This window comes from Clostridium sp. HCS.1 (assembly GCF_047900555.1).
GTDB lineage: Bacteria > Bacillota > Clostridia > Clostridiales > Clostridiaceae > Clostridium.
This window is the reverse complement of sequence record NZ_CP170704.1, coordinates 2,771,769-2,791,073: the sequence shown is the minus strand read 5'-3', so window position 1 is coordinate 2,791,073 and position 19,305 is coordinate 2,771,769. Positions and strand designations below refer to the sequence as shown.

Annotated in this window: 19 protein-coding genes, 1 riboswitch and 1 other annotated feature; of the genes, 12 read left to right on the top strand and 7 right to left on the bottom strand. The window is 28.2% G+C overall.

What is annotated here, in order from left to right; all coding sequences use genetic code 11:
• Positions 1-37: 37 nt before the first annotated feature.
• The gene (locus ACFYH6_RS13270) at positions 38-559 is read right to left on the bottom strand and encodes a DUF3592 domain-containing protein (RefSeq protein WP_416178404.1); all 522 of its coding nucleotides are present in this window, start codon (positions 557-559) and stop codon (positions 38-40) included.
• Between the two features lie 257 nt (positions 560-816).
• Here ACFYH6_RS13270 and ACFYH6_RS13265 point away from each other — a divergent pair, with 257 nt between their 5' ends.
• From ACFYH6_RS13265 to leuA, 9 genes are all read left to right on the top strand, one after another.
• On the top strand, positions 817-1,755 hold the full coding sequence (locus ACFYH6_RS13265; protein WP_416178405.1) for a DUF561 domain-containing protein: 939 nt from the start codon (positions 817-819) through the stop codon (positions 1,753-1,755).
• A gap of 276 nt (positions 1,756-2,031) precedes the next feature.
• Complete coding sequence (locus ACFYH6_RS13260) at positions 2,032-2,502, top strand: YbaK/EbsC family protein (RefSeq protein WP_416178406.1); 471 nt, start codon at positions 2,032-2,034, stop codon at positions 2,500-2,502.
• A gap of 110 nt (positions 2,503-2,612) precedes the next feature.
• On the top strand, positions 2,613-3,098 hold the full coding sequence (locus ACFYH6_RS13255) for a hypothetical protein (RefSeq protein WP_416178407.1): 486 nt from the start codon (positions 2,613-2,615) through the stop codon (positions 3,096-3,098).
• 176 nt (positions 3,099-3,274) lie between these two features.
• Positions 3,275-4,171 carry a helix-turn-helix transcriptional regulator gene (locus tag ACFYH6_RS13250; RefSeq protein WP_416178408.1) on the top strand — a complete coding sequence of 299 codons (897 nt, stop codon included), beginning with the start codon at positions 3,275-3,277 and terminating at the stop codon, positions 4,169-4,171.
• A gap of 70 nt (positions 4,172-4,241) precedes the next feature.
• Positions 4,242-4,895 (top strand): GyrI-like domain-containing protein, encoded by a 654-nt coding sequence (locus tag ACFYH6_RS13245; protein ID WP_416178409.1) that lies wholly within the window; start codon positions 4,242-4,244, stop codon positions 4,893-4,895.
• A gap of 88 nt (positions 4,896-4,983) precedes the next feature.
• Positions 4,984-5,874 (top strand): radical SAM protein, encoded by an 891-nt coding sequence (locus tag ACFYH6_RS13240; protein ID WP_416178410.1) that lies wholly within the window; start codon positions 4,984-4,986, stop codon positions 5,872-5,874.
• Between the two features lie 211 nt (positions 5,875-6,085).
• The gene (ppaX, locus tag ACFYH6_RS13235) at positions 6,086-6,718 is read left to right on the top strand and encodes a pyrophosphatase PpaX (RefSeq protein ID WP_316344648.1); all 633 of its coding nucleotides are present in this window, start codon (positions 6,086-6,088) and stop codon (positions 6,716-6,718) included.
• Between the two features lie 18 nt (positions 6,719-6,736).
• Positions 6,737-7,696 (top strand): D-2-hydroxyacid dehydrogenase, encoded by a 960-nt coding sequence (locus tag ACFYH6_RS13230; protein WP_416178411.1) that lies wholly within the window; start codon positions 6,737-6,739, stop codon positions 7,694-7,696.
• 120 nt (positions 7,697-7,816) lie between these two features.
• Positions 7,817-8,014, top strand: a binding site (T-box leader).
• Between the two features lie 71 nt (positions 8,015-8,085).
• Complete coding sequence (gene leuA, locus ACFYH6_RS13225) at positions 8,086-9,759, top strand: 2-isopropylmalate synthase (RefSeq protein WP_416178412.1); 1,674 nt, start codon at positions 8,086-8,088, stop codon at positions 9,757-9,759.
• A 43-nt stretch (positions 9,760-9,802) separates the two neighbouring features.
• Here leuA and aspD read toward each other — a convergent pair whose 3' ends face one another.
• Complete coding sequence (aspD, locus tag ACFYH6_RS13220; protein ID WP_416178413.1) at positions 9,803-11,461, bottom strand: aspartate 4-decarboxylase; 1,659 nt, start codon at positions 11,459-11,461, stop codon at positions 9,803-9,805.
• 323 nt (positions 11,462-11,784) lie between these two features.
• Positions 11,785-11,885: riboswitch (glycine riboswitch) on the top strand.
• A 73-nt stretch (positions 11,886-11,958) separates the two neighbouring features.
• On the opposite strand from aspD, the gene ACFYH6_RS13215 reads away from it, so the two are divergent.
• Both ACFYH6_RS13215 and ACFYH6_RS13210 read left to right on the top strand, forming a co-directional pair.
• Positions 11,959-13,341: an alanine/glycine:cation symporter family protein gene (locus ACFYH6_RS13215; protein ID WP_416178414.1), complete on the top strand. Its 1,383-nt coding sequence runs from the start codon at positions 11,959-11,961 to the stop codon at positions 13,339-13,341.
• Between the two features lie 152 nt (positions 13,342-13,493).
• Positions 13,494-14,459, top strand: a complete 966-nt coding sequence (locus ACFYH6_RS13210; RefSeq protein ID WP_416178415.1) for a glycoside hydrolase family 73 protein — start codon at positions 13,494-13,496, stop codon at positions 14,457-14,459.
• Between the two features lie 213 nt (positions 14,460-14,672).
• On the opposite strand, the gene ACFYH6_RS13205 is transcribed toward ACFYH6_RS13210, so the two are convergent.
• Positions 14,673-14,942: an acylphosphatase gene (locus ACFYH6_RS13205; RefSeq protein ID WP_316344824.1), complete on the bottom strand. Its 270-nt coding sequence runs from the start codon at positions 14,940-14,942 to the stop codon at positions 14,673-14,675.
• Positions 14,943-15,079: 137 nt separating this feature from the next.
• On the opposite strand from ACFYH6_RS13205, the gene ndk reads away from it, so the two are divergent.
• Positions 15,080-15,490: a nucleoside-diphosphate kinase gene (gene ndk / locus ACFYH6_RS13200; protein WP_416178416.1), complete on the top strand. Its 411-nt coding sequence runs from the start codon at positions 15,080-15,082 to the stop codon at positions 15,488-15,490.
• A 61-nt stretch (positions 15,491-15,551) separates the two neighbouring features.
• Here ndk and ACFYH6_RS13195 read toward each other — a convergent pair whose 3' ends face one another.
• The 4 genes from ACFYH6_RS13195 to potA are packed head-to-tail and all read right to left on the bottom strand — an operon-like array spanning position 15,552 to position 19,299.
• Positions 15,552-16,613, bottom strand: coding sequence for a spermidine/putrescine ABC transporter substrate-binding protein (locus tag ACFYH6_RS13195; RefSeq protein ID WP_316344826.1), 1,062 nt, complete (start codon positions 16,611-16,613; stop codon positions 15,552-15,554).
• Complete coding sequence (locus ACFYH6_RS13190; RefSeq protein ID WP_316344827.1) at positions 16,600-17,409, bottom strand: ABC transporter permease; 810 nt, start codon at positions 17,407-17,409, stop codon at positions 16,600-16,602. The genes ACFYH6_RS13195 and ACFYH6_RS13190 overlap by 14 nt, the downstream gene beginning before the upstream one ends.
• The gene (locus ACFYH6_RS13185) at positions 17,403-18,257 is read right to left on the bottom strand and encodes an ABC transporter permease (protein ID WP_316344829.1); all 855 of its coding nucleotides are present in this window, start codon (positions 18,255-18,257) and stop codon (positions 17,403-17,405) included. The genes ACFYH6_RS13190 and ACFYH6_RS13185 overlap by 7 nt, the downstream gene beginning before the upstream one ends.
• A complete protein-coding gene (gene potA, locus ACFYH6_RS13180) occupies positions 18,250-19,299 on the bottom strand; it encodes a spermidine/putrescine ABC transporter ATP-binding protein (protein WP_316344831.1) in 1,050 nt (349 codons plus the stop codon). Before potA ends, ACFYH6_RS13185 begins: the two co-directional genes overlap by 8 nt.
• Positions 19,300-19,305: the final 6 nt, after the last annotated feature.

The window sequence follows — 19,305 nt, the reverse complement described above, 5'->3', positions numbered from 1 at the left end:
TGATGTAATATACTATAAATATATTAGGTTATTTTATTTATATTGGATTATTTGGTAAAAATATTAAAATAACAAATGACAAAATAATAAATAGTATACTTACTATTAAAAATATCTTTATGGAAGGATTTTTTGTAAACCTTAAAACATAACTCTCTTTTGGATTGCTTGGATTATAATAAACGGGTAATTCAGTTCCTATTGGAAATTTATCTATTAATATATTTCTTGAAACATGAATATTTTTATTAATAACTAAATTAGTGTCTAAAAAGTTATTTTCAATATCTGGAGTTATATTTTTAAAAGATGATGATTTAGTAATAATCCAACCATATTTTAAACGTTGATTATAGGCGATGTCATTTACAATATATTCAATAATGGGAAAGTATACACCTTTATTACCCAGCAATGTGTATTTAACAACTTTTCCAATAACAATTTGAGTAGATCTTTCTAAAGTATGTTTGTCCCTATTTTTAAGAAATAATGATAACACTAATAAAACTAGTCCATCAATAAAAAAAATCAGAAATAATAAAATGTTTACTTTCATAAGTTCTACCTACCTTTCTATAATAAATTTAAAATATAGTTATAAAGTTCCATATATTAGTTAAATAGATATTATCATATTATGAAATATAATTAAAATAAATATATTTAAAATAAAAAATAATAATTTAAACAGGGAATAAAAATTAATATGTGATATAATAAATACAAAATGATAACAATTACATAAGGTTAGTATTAATAGAATTTTGCAGTATAATTTTTTATTAATATTTTATGTACTAAGGAGGAAGATAAATGGATTTATTAAACTTATTGGGAATTAAGTATCCAATAATTCAAGGTGCTATGGCACAAATAGCTACAGCTGATTTAGCTGCAGCTGTATCAAATGCTGGAGGATTAGGTGTTATTGCTAGTGGTGGTTTTACTACAGATAGAATAAGAGAAGAAATAAGAAAATGTAAAAAGTTAACGGACAAGCCTTTTGGCGTAAATGTAATGCTTATGCACCCAGAAAAAGAAGAAATAGCAAGAATTGTTGTTGAAGAAAAGGTAAAAGTAGTTACAACTGGAGCTGGAACACCAGCGCCATATATGAATATGTGGAAGGAAGCAGGAATAATTGTTATACCAGTAATACCAAATGTAAAGATTGCAAAGAAAATGGAAGGCATAGGTGCTGATGCACTTATAGCAGAGGGTACAGAAGCAGGCGGACATGTTGGAGAAAGTACTACTTTAGCTCTTGTTCCTCAAATAGTTGATGCTGTAAATATTCCTGTAGTAGCAGCAGGAGGAATAGCTGATGGAAGAGGGGTAGTAGCAGCTCTTGCATTAGGTGCAAAAGGAGTTCAAGTAGGGACAAGGTTTATAGCAACAAATGAGTGCGAAGTTCATGAAAATTTTAAAAATGCAGTTATAGAATGTGGAGATGCAGATACGGTAGTTACAGGAAGAAGTTTAGGAGCACCAGTTAGAGGTATAAAGAATCCTATGACAATAAAGTTTTTAGAGTTAGAAAAAAGAGGTGCTAGTAGGGATGAGTTTGAAGAATTAGGAACAGGTGCACTAAGAAAAGCAGCTATAGATGGTGATATAGAATATGGTTCTGTAATGACAGGACAAATATCTGGTCTAATAAATAAAATTACATCTGTAGAAGAAGCTATAGAATCTATGATGTCAGAGGCCAATGAAGTTTTGAAAGCCTTAGGGAAGATAAAGCTTAGATAAGTATTAATTAAGAATTATAGTATACAGAAGATATGGAGTTAATTAATTAGCTCCATATCTTTTTATTAATTAAATAAGTATTTACTAGCAATTACAACTTTATGGAAATTATATTATAATTAATAATATAATTATATAAAAAATATGAGTAATTAACATGGAATTAAATATAAAGAAAATAAATTATGATGAAGCCAAAGAAATTTCAAAATGAATTTATAGTGAACCATATGGAATATATAGTATGGATGAAAAGGAACGAAGGAGGGAAGAATTATGTCATTAGTGAAAACAAGAGAATACTTAGAAAAATTTGAATTAGAAAATAGAATTATGGAATTTTCTGTTTCATCTGCTACAGTAGAAGAAGCAGCTAAAGCAATAAATTGTAAAGAGGGAGAAATAGCCAAAACATTATCATTTATTGTAGATAATAAGCCGATATTAATAGTTGTTGCAGGAGATTCTAAAATAGATAATAGTAAATATAAAGCAGAATTTTCTACAAAGGCAAAGATGATACCCTATGAGAATGTTGAAGAATTAATAGGACATGTAGTAGGTGGTGTTTGCCCATTTGGAGTGAAGGATGGTGTAACTATCTATTTAGATAATTCATTAAAAAGATTTGAAATACTATATCCTGCTTGTGGAAGTACTAATAGTGCAATAAAATTAACAGTTGATGAATTGGAAAAAATATCTAATTATAAAAAATGGGTAGATGTTTGTAAATACATAGAATAATAAATTAATTAGTGTTTTGGAGCAAATATATTGTAATTTGAATAAAAGGGATATTTTTCAAATTATATATTAGTTAACAATAATTTTGATAAAATAGTTAAGGAGAGTAAATGGGTTATTTTGGATTTTCTTATATTGGCTTGATTTATTTATTTATGCTTTTTATTCCAAACATAATTTGGACAAAAAATATGCCTAAAGGGTATAACGAGATAGTGAAAGATGAAAATAGAATACTGTTGCTATTTGAAAGAGTTGGTCAAGTTGCTGTAACTTGTTTAGCAGTAATATTTAAAGATTTTAATATTAATAATTTAGCTATATGGAGCCTTTGGTTAATTGCATCTTTTATTATTATGTTACTTTATGAAGTTTGTTGGGTAAGATATTTTAAAAGTAATCATACTTTAGAAGATTTTTATGGAAGCTTTATTGGAATTCCAGTTCCACTTGCAAGCCTACCCATAATGGGATTCTTATTATTGGGTATATATGGTAAGGTCATATGGATGGTTATAGCTGTAGTAATTCTCGGAATTGGTCATATAGGTATACATTTGCAGCACCTTAATTATATTAAGGATAATAGCAGATGATTTTATCATTATATTTATAATATAATATTTAATATAGAAGGAATTAAAAGTTGAATTTTCTAGACTGCATTTCTAACAGGCAATTATAGAGTGTAGTCTTTTTAATATATTAGAAAGGATAGAACTTTTATATGTCCACTTTTTTTATATAAATAAATTACGATTTGGGTGATAATATGAAGGGAAATAGACTATTTGAAATAATATATATTTTACTAGATAAAAAGAATGTTAAAGCAAAAGAGTTAGCAGAACATTTTGAAGTATCACAAAGGACTATTTATAGAGATATAGAAGATTTATCTCAGGCTGGGGTTCCTATTTATATGACTAAAGGTAAAGGTGGAGGAATAAGTCTTTTATCTGACTTTATATTAAATAAAACAGTTTTATCACAAGAAGAAAAGAAAGAAATATTAACAGCTATTCAAGGTATTAATGCTGTTAACCAAAATGAGTTTAGTGGAGCATTATCTAAATTAAATTCATTTTTAGGAGGTAATAATGAAAATTGGATAGAAGTTGATTTTTCTAATTGGGATAAAAATAATGATTTAGGAGATAAATTTACTAATATAAAGAATTCTATAATAAATAAAAATATATTATCCTTTGAGTACTATAATTCAAAGGGAGAACTAGATAAGCGTAGTGTTGAGCCATTAAAACTTGTTTTTAAGGGACAAGGATGGTATTTATATGCGTATTGTAGAAGAAAAGAAGATAATAGATTTTTTAAGCTTACAAGAATGAATAATATAACAATTTCAGATGAAAAGTTTAGTAGAAGTGCTCCTAATAAGGTGTTCTTAGAAAGGGATATAGGATATTCCAATGAATTGGTACACCTTAAAATAAAAGTTAATAAGAAACTAGGATTTAGGGTATATGATGAGTTCCAAAGCTTTTCTTTAGATGATAATGGTGATTTTGTAATTAATCTAGACTTTCCATTATGTGACTGGTTATATGGATATTTAATGTCTTTTGGAGATAATATTGAAGTTCTCGAACCGTTACATATAAGAGAAGAAATGAAAAAAAGATTAACAGCAGCTTTAAATAAATATTAATATGACAGACTGATGTCATATTAAAGATTATATAATATAATTATAACAAGGATGTGAAAGGAGAATTATAATGAATAAATTAGATTATAAAAAAGAATTTAAAGATTTGTATTTACCTAAAACACAACCTATGGAAATAATTGTTCCTAAGATGAATTTTATTATGGTAGATGGAAAAGGGAATCCAAATGATGAAGATGGAGAATATAAGAAAGCAGTTGAATTATTATATGCACTATCATATACAATTAAAATGAGTAAGGATATTAAAAAAGAACTAGCTAATTACTTTGATTATGTAGTGCCACCTCTTGAAGGCTTATGGTGGTTAGAAGATGATGATATGGATTTTAGTAAAAAACACAAATATATTTGGACTTCTATGATACGTCAACCAGAATTTGTTACTAAGGAGGTTTTTGAACTAGCTTGTAATGAAGTTGAAAAGAAAAAACCACACATAGATATAAGCAAGGCAAGGTTTGAAGTTTTTGATGAGGGCTTATGTGTTCAATGTATGCATATTGGGCCATTTGATCAAGAGAAGGTAACTACTGAAAAAATTGATAAATACATTATAGAAAATAATTTAATTAATGATATTAGTGGAATTAATGAAGAGGGTAAAGTTAGAAGACACCATGAAATTTACTTATCAGATCCTAGAAAAATAAAAGTAGAAAGAATGAAAACTGTTATAAGACATCCTGTTAGGAGGTATTAATAATGGAATTTATAACAAATGAAATATTATCTGAAAGTAAGTTTAATAAATTTATTAAGGAAAAAGCCCTTATTTAGGAGAGATATGTATGGAGCTTATACCAGCAAAAAGTATTATATCAGGATATAGAGAAAATAATAATTGGTTTGGAACTAATTATAATATGAATATATATAAGGGATGCTGTCATGGGTGTATATATTGTGATAGTAGAAGCGATTGTTATGGTATAGATAATTTCGATATTGTTAGAGCTAAAGAAAATTCCTTAGAGATAATAAGAAGAGAATTAAAATCTAAGAGAAAAAAAGGTGTTATAGGAACAGGGGCTATGAGTGATCCTTATAATCCTTTTGAAAAGAAGTTTTCTTTAACAGGGACTGCATTAGAAAGTATTGATAGCAATGGATTTGGAGTAGCTATTGCAACTAAAAGTGATTTAATAGTAAGGGATATTGATATTTTAAAAAGGATTAAAAATCACTCTCCAGTACTTTGTAAAATTACAATTACAACATCAGATGATGAGCTATGTAAAATAATTGAACCCAATGTAGTAGTTACATCTAAAAGATTCCAAGCAATAAAAAAATTATCTGATGAAGATATATACACAGGAATATTATTAATGCCTATATTACCTTTTATAAATGATACTGAAGAAAATATAATAAGTATTGTAAGATTAGCAAAAGAAAATGGAGCAAAATTTATTTATCCTGCTTTTGGAGTTACTTTAAGATATAATCAAAGAGATTACTTTTTTAAGATGCTAGATAAATCCTTCCCTGGAATTAAAGAAAAATATATTGAAAACTTTGGGAATAATTATATGTGTAATAGCCCTAATGCAAGAAAGCTATATAATACCTTTGCTAAGGAATGTAAAAGACTAGGATTACTTTATAAAATGAATGATATAATTAATGGCTACAAAGAAGGATATAATAATGAGCAACTAAGCTTATTTCATATGTAGTTTATAAATTTATATAAGTATATTTAATTAAAATTTATTATAGAAGATAGATGTTATATTTTTTTTACTATGTAGATTTTCTATGGAGAAGGAATATAATGTCTATTTTTTATTTTTTATAATAAGTTGATTTTGTACAAGCATATTTTATATGTTATTATAAATATAAAGTTTATTACAAATGATTAAAAACTTGACTTTAGGAGGCAATATGATTAAGGCAGTATTATTTGATTTAGATGGAACATTATTAGATACAAATGAATTAATATATAATTCATTTGATAAAACTTTTAAAGATAAATTAGGAATTGAATTAAAAAGAGAAGAAATTTTAGATTTCTTTGGAAGACCTTTAGGAGAGCCCTTTAAAAAACATGCAAAGGAAGAAGCAGTTGATGAATTAGTTGCTTATTATAGAAAACATAATGAAGATACTCATGACAGTATGTGTTTTGCATTTAATGGGGTAAAGGAACTTTTAGAGGGATTAAAGGAAAAGGGAATAAAGACAGGAATAGTAACTTCTAAGAGAGCAGAACTTGCTATTAGAGGAATGAAGATAGCTGGAATTCATGATTATATGGATGTAATTATAACACCAGAATCTACAGAACTTCATAAGCCAAATCCAGAGCCAGCTTTAAAAGCTTGTATTGACTTAGGTGTTGAGCCTAGTGAAGCTATTATGGTAGGTGATAGTATTTATGATATATATTGTGGTAAATCAGCAGGTTGTAAAACTTGTGGAGTAAACTATACTTTTATTGGATTAGATACCTTAAAATCTTCTAATCCAGATTATTTAATAGATAGACCAGAAGATATTTTAAATTTAATATAAATATTTGGAGGGGTAGATATGAAAAAAATAGTTATTTTAGATGGAAAGACTTTAGGTGATTTAGAATTTGATGAATTAAAGTCCTTTGGAGAGGTGGTTTATTATGACACAACTATGCCAGAAGAAGTTGCTGAAAGAATAGAAGATGCTCATATAGTATTGACTAATAAAGTTGTGTTAAATGAAGACAATTTAAAGGGAACAAAAAACTTAGAGTTAATATGTGAAACTGCTACAGGATTTAATAATATAGACATAGTTTATGCAAAAAATAATAATATTGCAGTAACTAATGTAGCTGGATATTCTACTAATACTGTAGCTCAGCATACCTTTGCAACGGTTTTATCTCTATATGATAAACTATTTTATTATGATGAATTTGTAAAGTCAGGTGAATATGCAAATAGTGGTCTATTTACTGATGTAAGCAAGCCTTTCTATGAGTTAGAAGGTAAAACATGGGGGATTATAGGATTAGGAGCCATAGGAAGAAGAGTGGCAACCATAGCAGAAGCTTTTGGCATTAATGTTATTTATTATTCTACTTCAGGAAAAAATTCAAATTCTCATTACAAAAGAGTTGAATTTGATGAATTACTTAAAGCTTCAGACATAATTTCTATTCATGCACCATTAAATGATAATACTCAAGGTTTAATAGATTATGACGCACTTGAAAAAATGAAAGATACAGCTATATTAGTTAATATGGGAAGAGGTCCTATAGTTATTGAGAAGGATCTTGCTAAGGCAATAGATGAAGAATTAATAGCAGGTGCTGCACTAGATGTTTTTGAAGTGGAACCTATAAAATCAGATAATCCTTTAGTTAATGTTAATAATAAGGATAGATTAATTTTAACTCCTCATATAGCTTGGGCAAGCGTAGAAGCTAGAAATAGATTATTTAAAGAAGTAATATTAAATATAAAAGCATTCTATAATGGAGAAGTTAGAGGCAGAGTAGAATTATAAAATTATATATAGAAGTATTTGACAAGATATAAATAATATAGTATATTACTATATAAATTTAATAAAAAAGGATTTATAAAAGATATTTATAAGGAATCTTTAAATAAATTCTTAAATAATAAAAATGCTTAGAATGAGAGTAGTAAAAAGTACGAGATATTAAAGAGAGTAGGGTGCGGTGAGAGCCTACATATAATCGCTTTTGAACTCGCTCAGGAGCTACAAGACTGAATGGGGAAAGTAGGTCTTGTCGGTATTATATACCGTTAAAATAAGTAAGTTAAAAACTTGGATGGTACCGCGTAAATCGCTCCAATTATTGGAGGATTTATGCGGCTTTTTATTTCCTATTTAAGTAGAATTATAATAATAAGCAAGGGGGCATTTAAATGAATTACAAAAAGTATAAAAAGTTTCAAACTATTAAGTTAAGTGAAAGAACATGGCCAGATAAGGAAATTGAAAAAGCACCTATTTGGTGTAGTGTTGATCTAAGAGATGGTAACCAAGCTTTAATTAATCCAATGACTGTAGAAGAGAAAATAAAGATGTTTAATCTTTTAGTAGAACTAGGATTTAAAGAAATTGAAATAGGATTTCCTTCAGCTTCACAAATAGAATTCGATTTTTTAAGAAAGCTAGTTGATGATAATTTAATACCAGATGGAGTTAAGGTACAAGTTTTAACTCAGGCAAGACCACATTTAATTGAAAGAACTTTTGAAGCTTTAGAGGGGGTTAAAGAAGCAATACTCCATATTTATAATTCTACATCAGTACTTCAAAGAGATGTTGTATTTAATATGAGTAAAGAGGAAATTAAAGAAATTGCAGTAGAAGGAACTAAGTTAGTAAAGGAATATGCTAAAGATTTTAATGGAAAAATATATTTAGAATATTCGCCTGAAAGTTTTACAGGTACAGAAGTAGATTATGCTTTAGAAGTCTGTGAAGCAGTATTAGATACTTGGAGTGCAACTAATGAAGAAAAAATCATTATTAATTTACCTTCCACAGTGGAAATGGATAGTCCGAATGTTTTTGCAGATCAAATAGAATGGATGAGTACACATTTTTCTAATAGGGAAAGAGTTATTCTAAGTGTTCACCCCCATAATGATAGGGGAACTGGAGTTGCAGCAGCTGAATTGGCTATGCTAGCAGGAGCTGATAGGGTTGAAGGAACATTATTTGGTAACGGAGAGAGAACTGGGAATGTAGATATTATAAATCTAGCTTATAATATGTTTTCACATGGTGTTGATCCAAAGCTTAAGCTTGAAGATATTAATAGAATAATAGATATATATGAAAAATGTTGTAAGATACCTGTTCACATAAGGCACCCTTATGCTGGGGAATTAGTGTTTACTGCTTTTTCAGGATCCCATCAAGATGCAATTAATAAGGGTATGAAAAAGTATATGGAAAGAAATAATCAATATTGGGAAGTACCATATTTACCTATAGATCCTAGAGATTTAGGAAGAGAATATGAAGCTTTAGTTAGAATAAATAGTCAATCTGGTAAAGGTGGCATAGCTTTTGTACTTGAAAGCCATTATGGATATAAGATGCCTAAGAGGATGCATAAGGAGTTTGGAGGAATAATCCAAGGAATAACAGAAAGAATAGGTGAAATATCTCCAAAGGTAATAATGGAGAAGTTTACTGAAGAATACTTAGAAGTAAAGGGACCATTCAAATTAATTAAATTCAAAATAGAAGATAATGAGAATCAAGAAAATAACCAAGAAAATACTTCAATAAATATTAAGTTCTTATATAAAGGTGAAGAAAAGAATTTTGCAGCTAAAGGAAATGGACCAATAGATTCTTTAAAGAAGGCTTTAGTAAATAGTAAATTAGTAGATACTACTATTTTAGATTACGCAGAACATTCTCTTGGTGAAGGCTCTGAAGCTAAGGCAGCTGCTTATGTTGAAATGAAGAGACTAGATAATTCCAATACTACCTTCGGTGTAGGAGTAGATAATAATATTACTTTAGCATCTATAAAAGCTGTATTTAGTGCTATAAACAGACTATATAAAGAGATGTAGAATGAAGAATTAAATTGGAGCTGTTTTAACAGCTCCAATTTAATTACAGTGCTTTTTCAATTAGGTTAGCTTTTGTCCAAGTACTCTTTTGCCATTCAAGATGTAGTTCACTTAAAACAGTTCTCAAAACTTTTCCAATAATATAGTAGAAATTATCATTTAAATTAGCTAATGATATTCTAAAAGACCATTCAGAAGAAGCAAAGCCATCTCCATTTAATAAAACCACAGAATAATTTCTAGCTAAATCATAAAGTATATCGAAAGGAGTATAATTTTCAGAAATATAATTAGAGAAATCTTCATTATACTTATTTTTAGCCCAATCTATAATATTAATTTCGGTATAATAAGAAGCATCCATAGGATTTTCATCAAGGTTTAACTCTAAGCCTTCAAATAATATTGATTTACGTCTTTTACATATTTCCATAGTTAATTCTTTATAATTATTTTTTATATCAACAAGAGCTGATCCACAGAATAATGCCATTTGAACTTGTTGAGGGGTAGAAAGTCCTGCTGTATGATTTAATGCAACTTGTCTACTATCTGCAACTAATCTATCTATAAATGGAACTTCTTCTGGATTTAAATTCATATGTTTATATCTACTATTTAATTTATCTTTTTCTTCAAAGGATAGATTTTTAATTTTATCATTATATATATTATTTTTATTAAGTAGTATAGTACCAAGTCTCCAGCCTGTTACACCAAAGTATTTAGATAAAGAGTAAACACCTATAGTATTATAAGGCAGATATGAGATTATTGATTTAAAATCTCTAATAAAAGTACAATAAACATCATCTGTTATAATCATTAAATTAGGATTATGATTTTTAACAACATTTATCAAATTATTAATAGTTGATTCATTTAAAGCAATAGAAGCTGGATTATTAGGATTTACTATAAATAATGCCTTTATGTCTTTATCTTTAAGTTTCTCTAATTCTTCTAATGGGTATTGGAAAGTTGGAATGTTATTTTCATCTAATTCATTTGCATGGATTCTAATAACATTAAAATCATATTCAGGTAAATGTGGTATTTCTAAATAAGGGGTAAAAATTGGTGTCATTAATGCTATTTTATCCCCTTTATGTAATAGATTATTTACAGTTAAAGAGTCAAAGATATAGCACATTGCAGCTGTTCCACCTTCAACAGCAAAAACATCAAATTCATTATTATAGTTATTATCACCGCATAACTCTTTTAATAAGTATTTATTAACTATTTGTTCTATATGTAGAAGCATTCTATCTGGAAAAGGATAGTTATCACCTATAATTCCATCACATATTTCAAATAAAAAGTCATCATTGTTAAAATTAAATTCATTTATACAATAGTCAATTATATCTTTTAAAAGTTTTATTCCTGGAAGATTAATATTTTCAGTATAATATTTTAAAAATCTATTATAAATTCCATCTTTTTTTACCATTCCTGCTAAATTTTCAATGCTTAAAGTTCCTTGGCATTCTAGAACAGCAAATTGTCCTAAAGTGAAAAAAGCTTGTCTAGGAGTTGCAGAAATCCAATTAGGGTTTCCTCTGCCAGCATCTAAAACAGTTCCATTGAATTTTTCTTTATTCATATTAGCCAAGCTTATTAGTTTATCTTTAAATTCAAAAGGACTTATTTTTCCGTAAAGTTTTTTTAAGTAGTCCTTGTTTAACATTGTGTCCATTGTGGTCTCCTTTTCCATTTAATCGTCTATTATATAGTATATAACTAGAAAATAAAAAAGCAATGATTTCTTGCAAAATTTGCAATAAGTGAAATAATTACTTCATAGATTGAGAAATCAAAAAATTACAATAATTAAAAAGAAGTCAAATTGATAAATTATCAATAAATATATAAAAAAATTATGAAAATACTTCTTGAATTAAAAAATAAATACGTATATAATAAAAATAAAAATTAATAATGTTCGGTTGAAGGTAGTGGGAGAGCGATTTTTAATAATCCACCGAAGAAGTAAATCTTTCAGGTATTAGGACCGCTATTGGACGAACCTCTGGAGAGACTCTATATAAGAGCACCGAAGGAGCAAGGTAGCTTAGTTTTAAGCTATTGAAACTCTCAGGTAAAAGGACAGGGGATATGATAGGGCTATAGTTTTATTATTATAGCTTTACTATCTATTCTCCTCCATAAAATATATTTTAAGGGGGATTTTTTATGTTAAACAAAATTCAATCTATTTTAAATGCTATAAACAGCATTATATGGGGACCACCATTACTTATACTATTAGTAGGAACAGGAATCTATTTAACATGGAGGCTTAAATTACTTCAAGTATTTAGATTACCATTAGCATTCAAGTATATTTTTTGTAAAGAAGATGATGATAATGAAAATGCTAAAGGGGATGTATCAAGCTATGGGGCCTTATGTACAGCATTGTCAGCTACTATAGGTACAGGGAATATAGTAGGGGTTGCAACAGCAATTACAGCTGGAGGACCTGGGGCGTTATTTTGGATGTGGTTTGCAGCTTTTTTTGGAATGGCAACAAAATATGCTGAAGGCTTACTTGCAATTAAATATAGAGAAGTAGATGAAAATGGGCAAATGGCTGGAGGACCAATGTATTATATAAAGAATGGTCTAGGCTTAAATTGGTTAGCAAAATTATTTGCCATATTTGGAGTAGGAGTTGCCTTACTTGGTATAGGAACATTTGGACAAGTTAAATCTATTGCAGATGCTGCACAAATAGGATTTAATATACCAGTATGGGTTACAACAGTAGTAATTACAGTAATAGTTGCTTTGATAACATTGGGTGGAATAAAAAGGATAGCAAGTGTTTCTGAAATGGTAGTTCCTTTTATGGCAACTTTATATATTATTGGAGCATTATTAGTATTATTTTTAAATTATGATAAAATACCTGCAGCACTTTTATTAATAATAGAAAGTGCATTTAATCCTAAGGCTGCTTTAGGAGGGGCTACAGGAATTACAGTATCAATTGCTATGCAAAGAGGAATAGGAAGAGGAATATTCTCTAATGAATCTGGTCTTGGAAGTGCCCCAATAGCTGCTGCAGCAGCAAAGACAAATTCACCGGTAAGACAAGGATTAATTTCAATGACAGGAACATTTTTAGATACTATAATTGTTTGTACTATGACAGGAATAGTAATTGTTTTAACTGGAAGCTATGGTAGTGGCTTAGAAGGAGCAGCTTTAACAACTTCAGCTTTTGAATCAGGGTTACCAATAGCAGTAATAGGAAAATATATAGTTAATATAGGGCTTATGTTCTTTGCATTTACAACTATTATAGGGTGGAATTATTATGGTGAAAGATGTATTCAGTATTTATTGGGAATAAAGGGAATAAAGCCATATAAAATATTATTTATATCATTAGTTGGAGTTGGACCATTTTTACCATTAGAAATGATTTTTATAATAGCAGACATAGTAAATGGACTTATGGCTTTTCCAAACTTAGTAGGCTTAATAGGACTTAGAAAAGTAGTTGTAGAAGAAACAGAGAAATATTTTGAAGAATTAAAAGAAAGTGAAGAAGAATCATTAATTGCATAAGTATTTCCTTTATTATAGATGGAGATAGATATTATATTATTGCGACTTGGATTTTACCAGGTCGCAAATTTTTTATTAAAATAATGTTAATAAGATTTATAAATTAATAATATTATTATAATATATTATTAAGTAAACTTGGAGGTGAAGTTTTGCAATATAAAGGGACTTATAGAGGTGTGAATAATGTAAAAAGAGTGGCTTTTCGTAAAAGGAAGAAAAGAATGGGCTTATCTTTAGTGTTTATAATAATTTTTATACTTACTACTGTTGTAGCTACTTTTAAATTTTTAAGTAAGTTTGAAAATAGTATTTCTTTATCTAATGAAGAAATTAAAAGTTATATAGATATAACTGATGAATTAAGTAAAGTTGGATATCAATTAAATTGGCAGGAAGTAGCAGCAATTAATTCAGCTATAAATAATGGGAATTTTGAAATTAACAATGAAAATATTAATAATATATCAAATGCATTATTAAAGAAAGATAATGAAGGTAATATAGTTGGAATTAATTCCTTTAAAACTGCAATAAAGAATTTAAATTTAGATAGTGAAGCTTATAATCTTGCAAAAAGTAATTTAGAAAGATTAAAAAGTAATTATCTTAACGAAAAGTTAGTTAATGATAGAAATAAGTTGGGATTTATAGAGAGTATTTCTGGAGTTGCTTTAGATAATTATAAAAATTATGGGGTTTTACCTTCAATAACTATATCACAAGCAATTTTAGAATCAGGTTGGGGAGAATCTACATTGTCAGCTGAGTATAATAATCTTTTTGGAATTAAGGCTGACAGTAGGTGGAGTGGTAAGAAAGTAGAAATGGAAACTAAGGAAAACTATGATGATGTAATAGTAGGAGCTTTTAGAGCTTATGATAGCGTTAATTCTTCTATTAAAGACCATGGGAAATTCCTATCAGAAAATGAAAGATATGCAGCAAATGGATTATTTGACGGAAAAACATATATAGAACAGGCACAAGCACTAGAAAATGCAGGATACAGCACAGCAAAAGATGAAGAAGGAAACTTAATCTATGCAGATAAACTTATAAAAGTTATTCAAGAAAACAACTTAATGTTTTACGATACAAATGTAGAAAAAAAATAATAATATTTAGATTTCTAATTATGTTGACTTGGAGCCAGCGACGGAAAAACAATAAGAAAAGTTATAGTTTAATTATAATTAATGTATAAATAGCAAGTTTCATAATTCCGAACTTGAGAGGAATTATTACCTTTAGTTTCAATAATAAACATAGTATATTGCGGTGACTTGGAGCGAAGCGACGGAACAAGCAATATACTATGTTTATTATATTTATTTAATTTTAAATTTATTTTCATCTGGAACTATAGATATTTCCTTTTTAGAAAGTGATGTAACTTTAATAAAATAGTTGCCTTTGCTAATAAGGCTTATAAATTTTTGAATTGAACTTTCAGATCCTTGTACTTCCATATCTACCATTCCATTCGACATATTGTGAACCCAACCAGTTAAATTAAGGCTAGATGCATTCATTTGGCAATAATATCTAAATCCTACACCTTGAACTCTACCATCAACAACAATATAATATCTAGTCACTATATCACTCCTTATCTATTAATAAAAAAATTATACCATAATTTTAACAAAAAAAGTTAATATACTAAATTTATACTAATAAAATGTGTAAATAAATGGTATAATTTATAAGAGAGTTTATTATGGGAGGAAGAAGTATGGAAAAATCGCTAGTACTTATAAAACCAGATGCTGTTAAGAAGAATTTAATAGGAAAGATTATTAGTAAATACGAAGATAATAATCTAAAGGTTGTTGCCTTAAGAATGGAAAAGATTACTGAAGAATTTGCAAGTAGGCATTATAAAGAACATATAGGAAAGGATTTTTATGCTCCATTGTTGAAATTTATAACTAGTGGACCTTTGTGTGCCTTAGTTTTAGAAGGGGAAAATGCTATAGAAAGAATTAGAGAGATAAATGGTAGTACTGATCCTGAAAAGGCTAAAGAAGGTACTATTAGGAAAATCTTTTCAACTAATAAAACAGAAAATTGTGTTCATGCTTCAGATAGTTTAGAAAGCGCTGAAAGAGAAATAAAATTATGGTTTGGGAACAATATAAAATAAATATATTTGTAGTAATTTAAAAGAGCTGCTTAGGCAGCTCTTTTAATATGGGATATAAAATCTAATTAATTTTTACTTTTAGCCAAACATCATCATATAATTTAATGTTATTTCCTAAATCTTTAAATATAGCACATTTGTCTAAAACTTCTTCAGGTGGATAAACAGATTCATCCTCTTGTGTTTCTTTATCAAGAAGTTCATAAGCACCAGTATTAGGAGTAGCATAGCCTATATATTCAACATTTTCTTTTGCATTTTCTGGATCAGATAAGAAGTTTATAAATTCTTCTGCTTCTGTTTTATGTTTTGCTCCTTTAGGTATAACCATAACATCAAACCATTTATTAGAACCTTCTTTAGGAACAACATATTGAAGATTTAAATCTGGGGCTTCTTCTTGGATGTATATAGCATCTCCAGAATAAACAGTTGCAAAGATTGCTTCTCCATTTATCATCTTATCTTTTACTTCATCCATAACATAAGATTGAACTAAAGGTTTTTGCTTTATTAATTCATCTGCTGCAGCATCTAATTCATTTTTATCAATAGAATTAATTGAATATCCAAGTCTAACTAAAGATATTGCTAAGGTATCTCTTATAGAATCAAACATAAAAATTTCACCTTTATATTTTTCATTCCATAATATATCCCAGCTATCTACAACATCATCAACTCTATCAGCATCATAAATAATACCAATAGTTCCCCACATATATGGAACAGAATATTCATTGTTAGGATCATAAGGAAGATTTTTAAAATCTTCTCCAATATATTTATAGTTTGGAATGTTGTTAAAATCTATTTTTTCTAACATATCTTCCTTTTTCATTTTTTCAACCATATAATCAGATGGGAAGATTAAATCATATGTACCAGGGCTATTTTTAACCTTTTGATACATTATTTCGTTAGATTCATAAGTGTCATAAATAATATCTATTCCAGTTTCATCTTCAAATTTCTTTATTAAATCTTCATTTATATAATCACCATAGTTAAATACATTTAAAGTTCTTTTACCATTATCACTATTATTTTTACAGCCAACAAAAGCTGAAGAGATAAATATTAATGAAGATAATAGAGCTACAAACTTTTTAAGCTTTTTCAACTTTATCACCTCTTGTAAATTCCTTTCTATTAGCTATTAATAAAAGGGTTAATACCGTTACAAACATCAATGTAGAAAGGGCGTTAATTTCAGGTTTAATACCTCTTCTTGCCATAGCAAAAATTTCAATTGATAGATTGGTAACTCCTGGACCAGCAGTAAAGAAGCTTATAACAAAGTCATCAACTGACATAGTAAATGCCATTAGCATACCAGCAAAGATGCCAGGTTTAATTTGAGGCAATATTATCTTTCTTAAAGTGTAAGCAGGAGTAGCACCTAAGTCTAAAGCTGCTTCTTCTATATTTTCAGGTAATTGTCTAAGCTTAGGTAAAACTGCAAGTATTACATATGGTATATTAAATGTAATATGAGCAAGTAACATTGTAGTAAATCCAAAATCTAATTTAGTAAGAGGTCTTAAGAAGATAAATAAACTCATTAAGGCTATACCAGTTACTATATCAGGATTTAATACAGGTAAATAATTTATATTTAATAGTAGAGCTTTTTTAGGTCCCTTCATCTTATTAATTCCAATAGCTGCTAAGGTTCCGATTACTGTAGCAACTAAAGAAGAAATAATTGCAATAACTACTGTGAAGAAAAGGGCTTTTAATATATTTTCATTATTAAATAATTCAACATACCATTTTAAAGTAAAGCCAGACCATTTTCCCATAGTTTTTGAATCATTAAAAGAAAATATTATTAAGGCAGCAATAGGCATATATAAGAATATGAAAACTAATACTAAATAAAATCTTTTAATAAAATTTTCTAATGCTTTTACCATAATTGACCGCCTCCTTCTTTAGCTTCTGAGTTATCAAATAAGCTCATTACTGCCATACAGATTAAAATTATCGCCATCATAAAAATTGAAATTGATGAACCGAAGTTCCAATCACCCATTGTTGTAAATTGTTGTTCGATTAAGTTACCTAAAAGCATATATTGGCCACCACCTAGTAATCTTGAAATTACAAAGGTAGAAACTGCTGGCATAAATACCATTGTAATACCAGAAATTACTCCAGGCATACTTAAAGGAAGAATTACTTTCCTAAAAACTTGTTGTCTATTAGCACCTAAATCAGATGCTGCATTTAATAAGTCATTATCGATTTTAGTTAAAACAGTATAAATTGGTAGAACCATAAAAGGTAAGAAATTATATACCATACCTAATATTACGGCACCATCATTATATAGGAAATTAAAAGGTCCAAAGCCTAAAGAGCCAAGTATATTATTAATAAAACCATTTTTACCTAGTATAGGTAACCATGCATAAGTTCTAAGTAAGAAATTCATCCACATAGGAACAATAAATAGCATAATTAAAATGTTACCTTTTGAAGGTTTCATTTTTGAAATTATATAAGCTACAGGATAACCTAAAACTAAGCACCAAAAAGTAGATAGAAAAGCAAGCCATAAGCTTCTCTCAAAAACTTTAATATATTGTGGTTGAATTAGTCTTAAAAAATTCTCTGTTGAAAAAGAATAACTTCCATCAGGAGATGAAACTGTAAAGCCGAAGAATAATACTATTAATAAAGGAATTACAATAAATAAAGAACTCCAAAATACAAATGGATAAGCAGCTAGATTTTTTCTAGATGTTTTTGTCTTACTCATTGTCAGAAACCTTTCTCATTATATGAATATCTTCAGGATAAATATCTAAACCAATTATAGAATTTACTTCAGCATATTTTGTATTGTGTAAAATCCAAGTATTATTTCCTTCTTCAACTTCTATTTCGTAATGAACTCCTTTAAATATAATTGACTTTACAATTCCTTTTAACATTCCTTTTTCAGCAGATACAATTTTAATATCCTCAGGTCTAATAACAACATCAACTAATTCATTTTTATTAAACCCTTTATCAACACATTCAAAAATTCTATTACAGAATTCAACTTTACAATCTTCAAGCATTTTCCCATTTAATATATTACTTTCACCTATAAAATCAGCAACAAAAGCATTAGCAGGTTCATTATATATATCTTCTGGTGAACCCATTTGTTGAATTTTACCCTTATTCATTACTATAATTGTGTCAGACATAGTTAATGCCTCTTCTTGGTCATGAGTAACAAAAATAAAGGTAATTCCTAATCTTTGTTGGATTCTTTTTAGTTCTATTTGCATTTCTTTTCTAAGTTTTAAATCTAAAGCTCCTAAAGGCTCATCTAAAAGAAGTACTTCAGGTTCATTAACTAGTGCTCTAGCAATTGCAACTCTTTGTTGCTGACCACCACTTAAGGATTCAATTTTTCTTTTTTCGAAACCTTCTAAAGATACTAGTTTTAGCATTTCTTTTACTTTAGAATCTATTTCATTCTTTGGAGTTTTCTTTATCTTTAATCCAAAAGCTACATTATCATATACATTCATATGAGGGAATAATGCATACTTTTGGAAAACGGTGTTTACCTGTCTCTTATATGGAGGCAAGGATGAAATATCACTTCCATCAAATAAAATTTCACCTTGGTCTGCTTCTTCAAAGCCAGCAATTATTTTTAAAGTTGTGGTTTTTCCACATCCACTAGGGCCTAACAATGTTAAAAATTCATTCTTTTTAATGTTTAATGAAAGGTTGTCTAAAACACAGTTATCTTCAAAAGTTTTAGAAACACCTTTAATTTCTATAATATTTTGTTCCAAAATAAA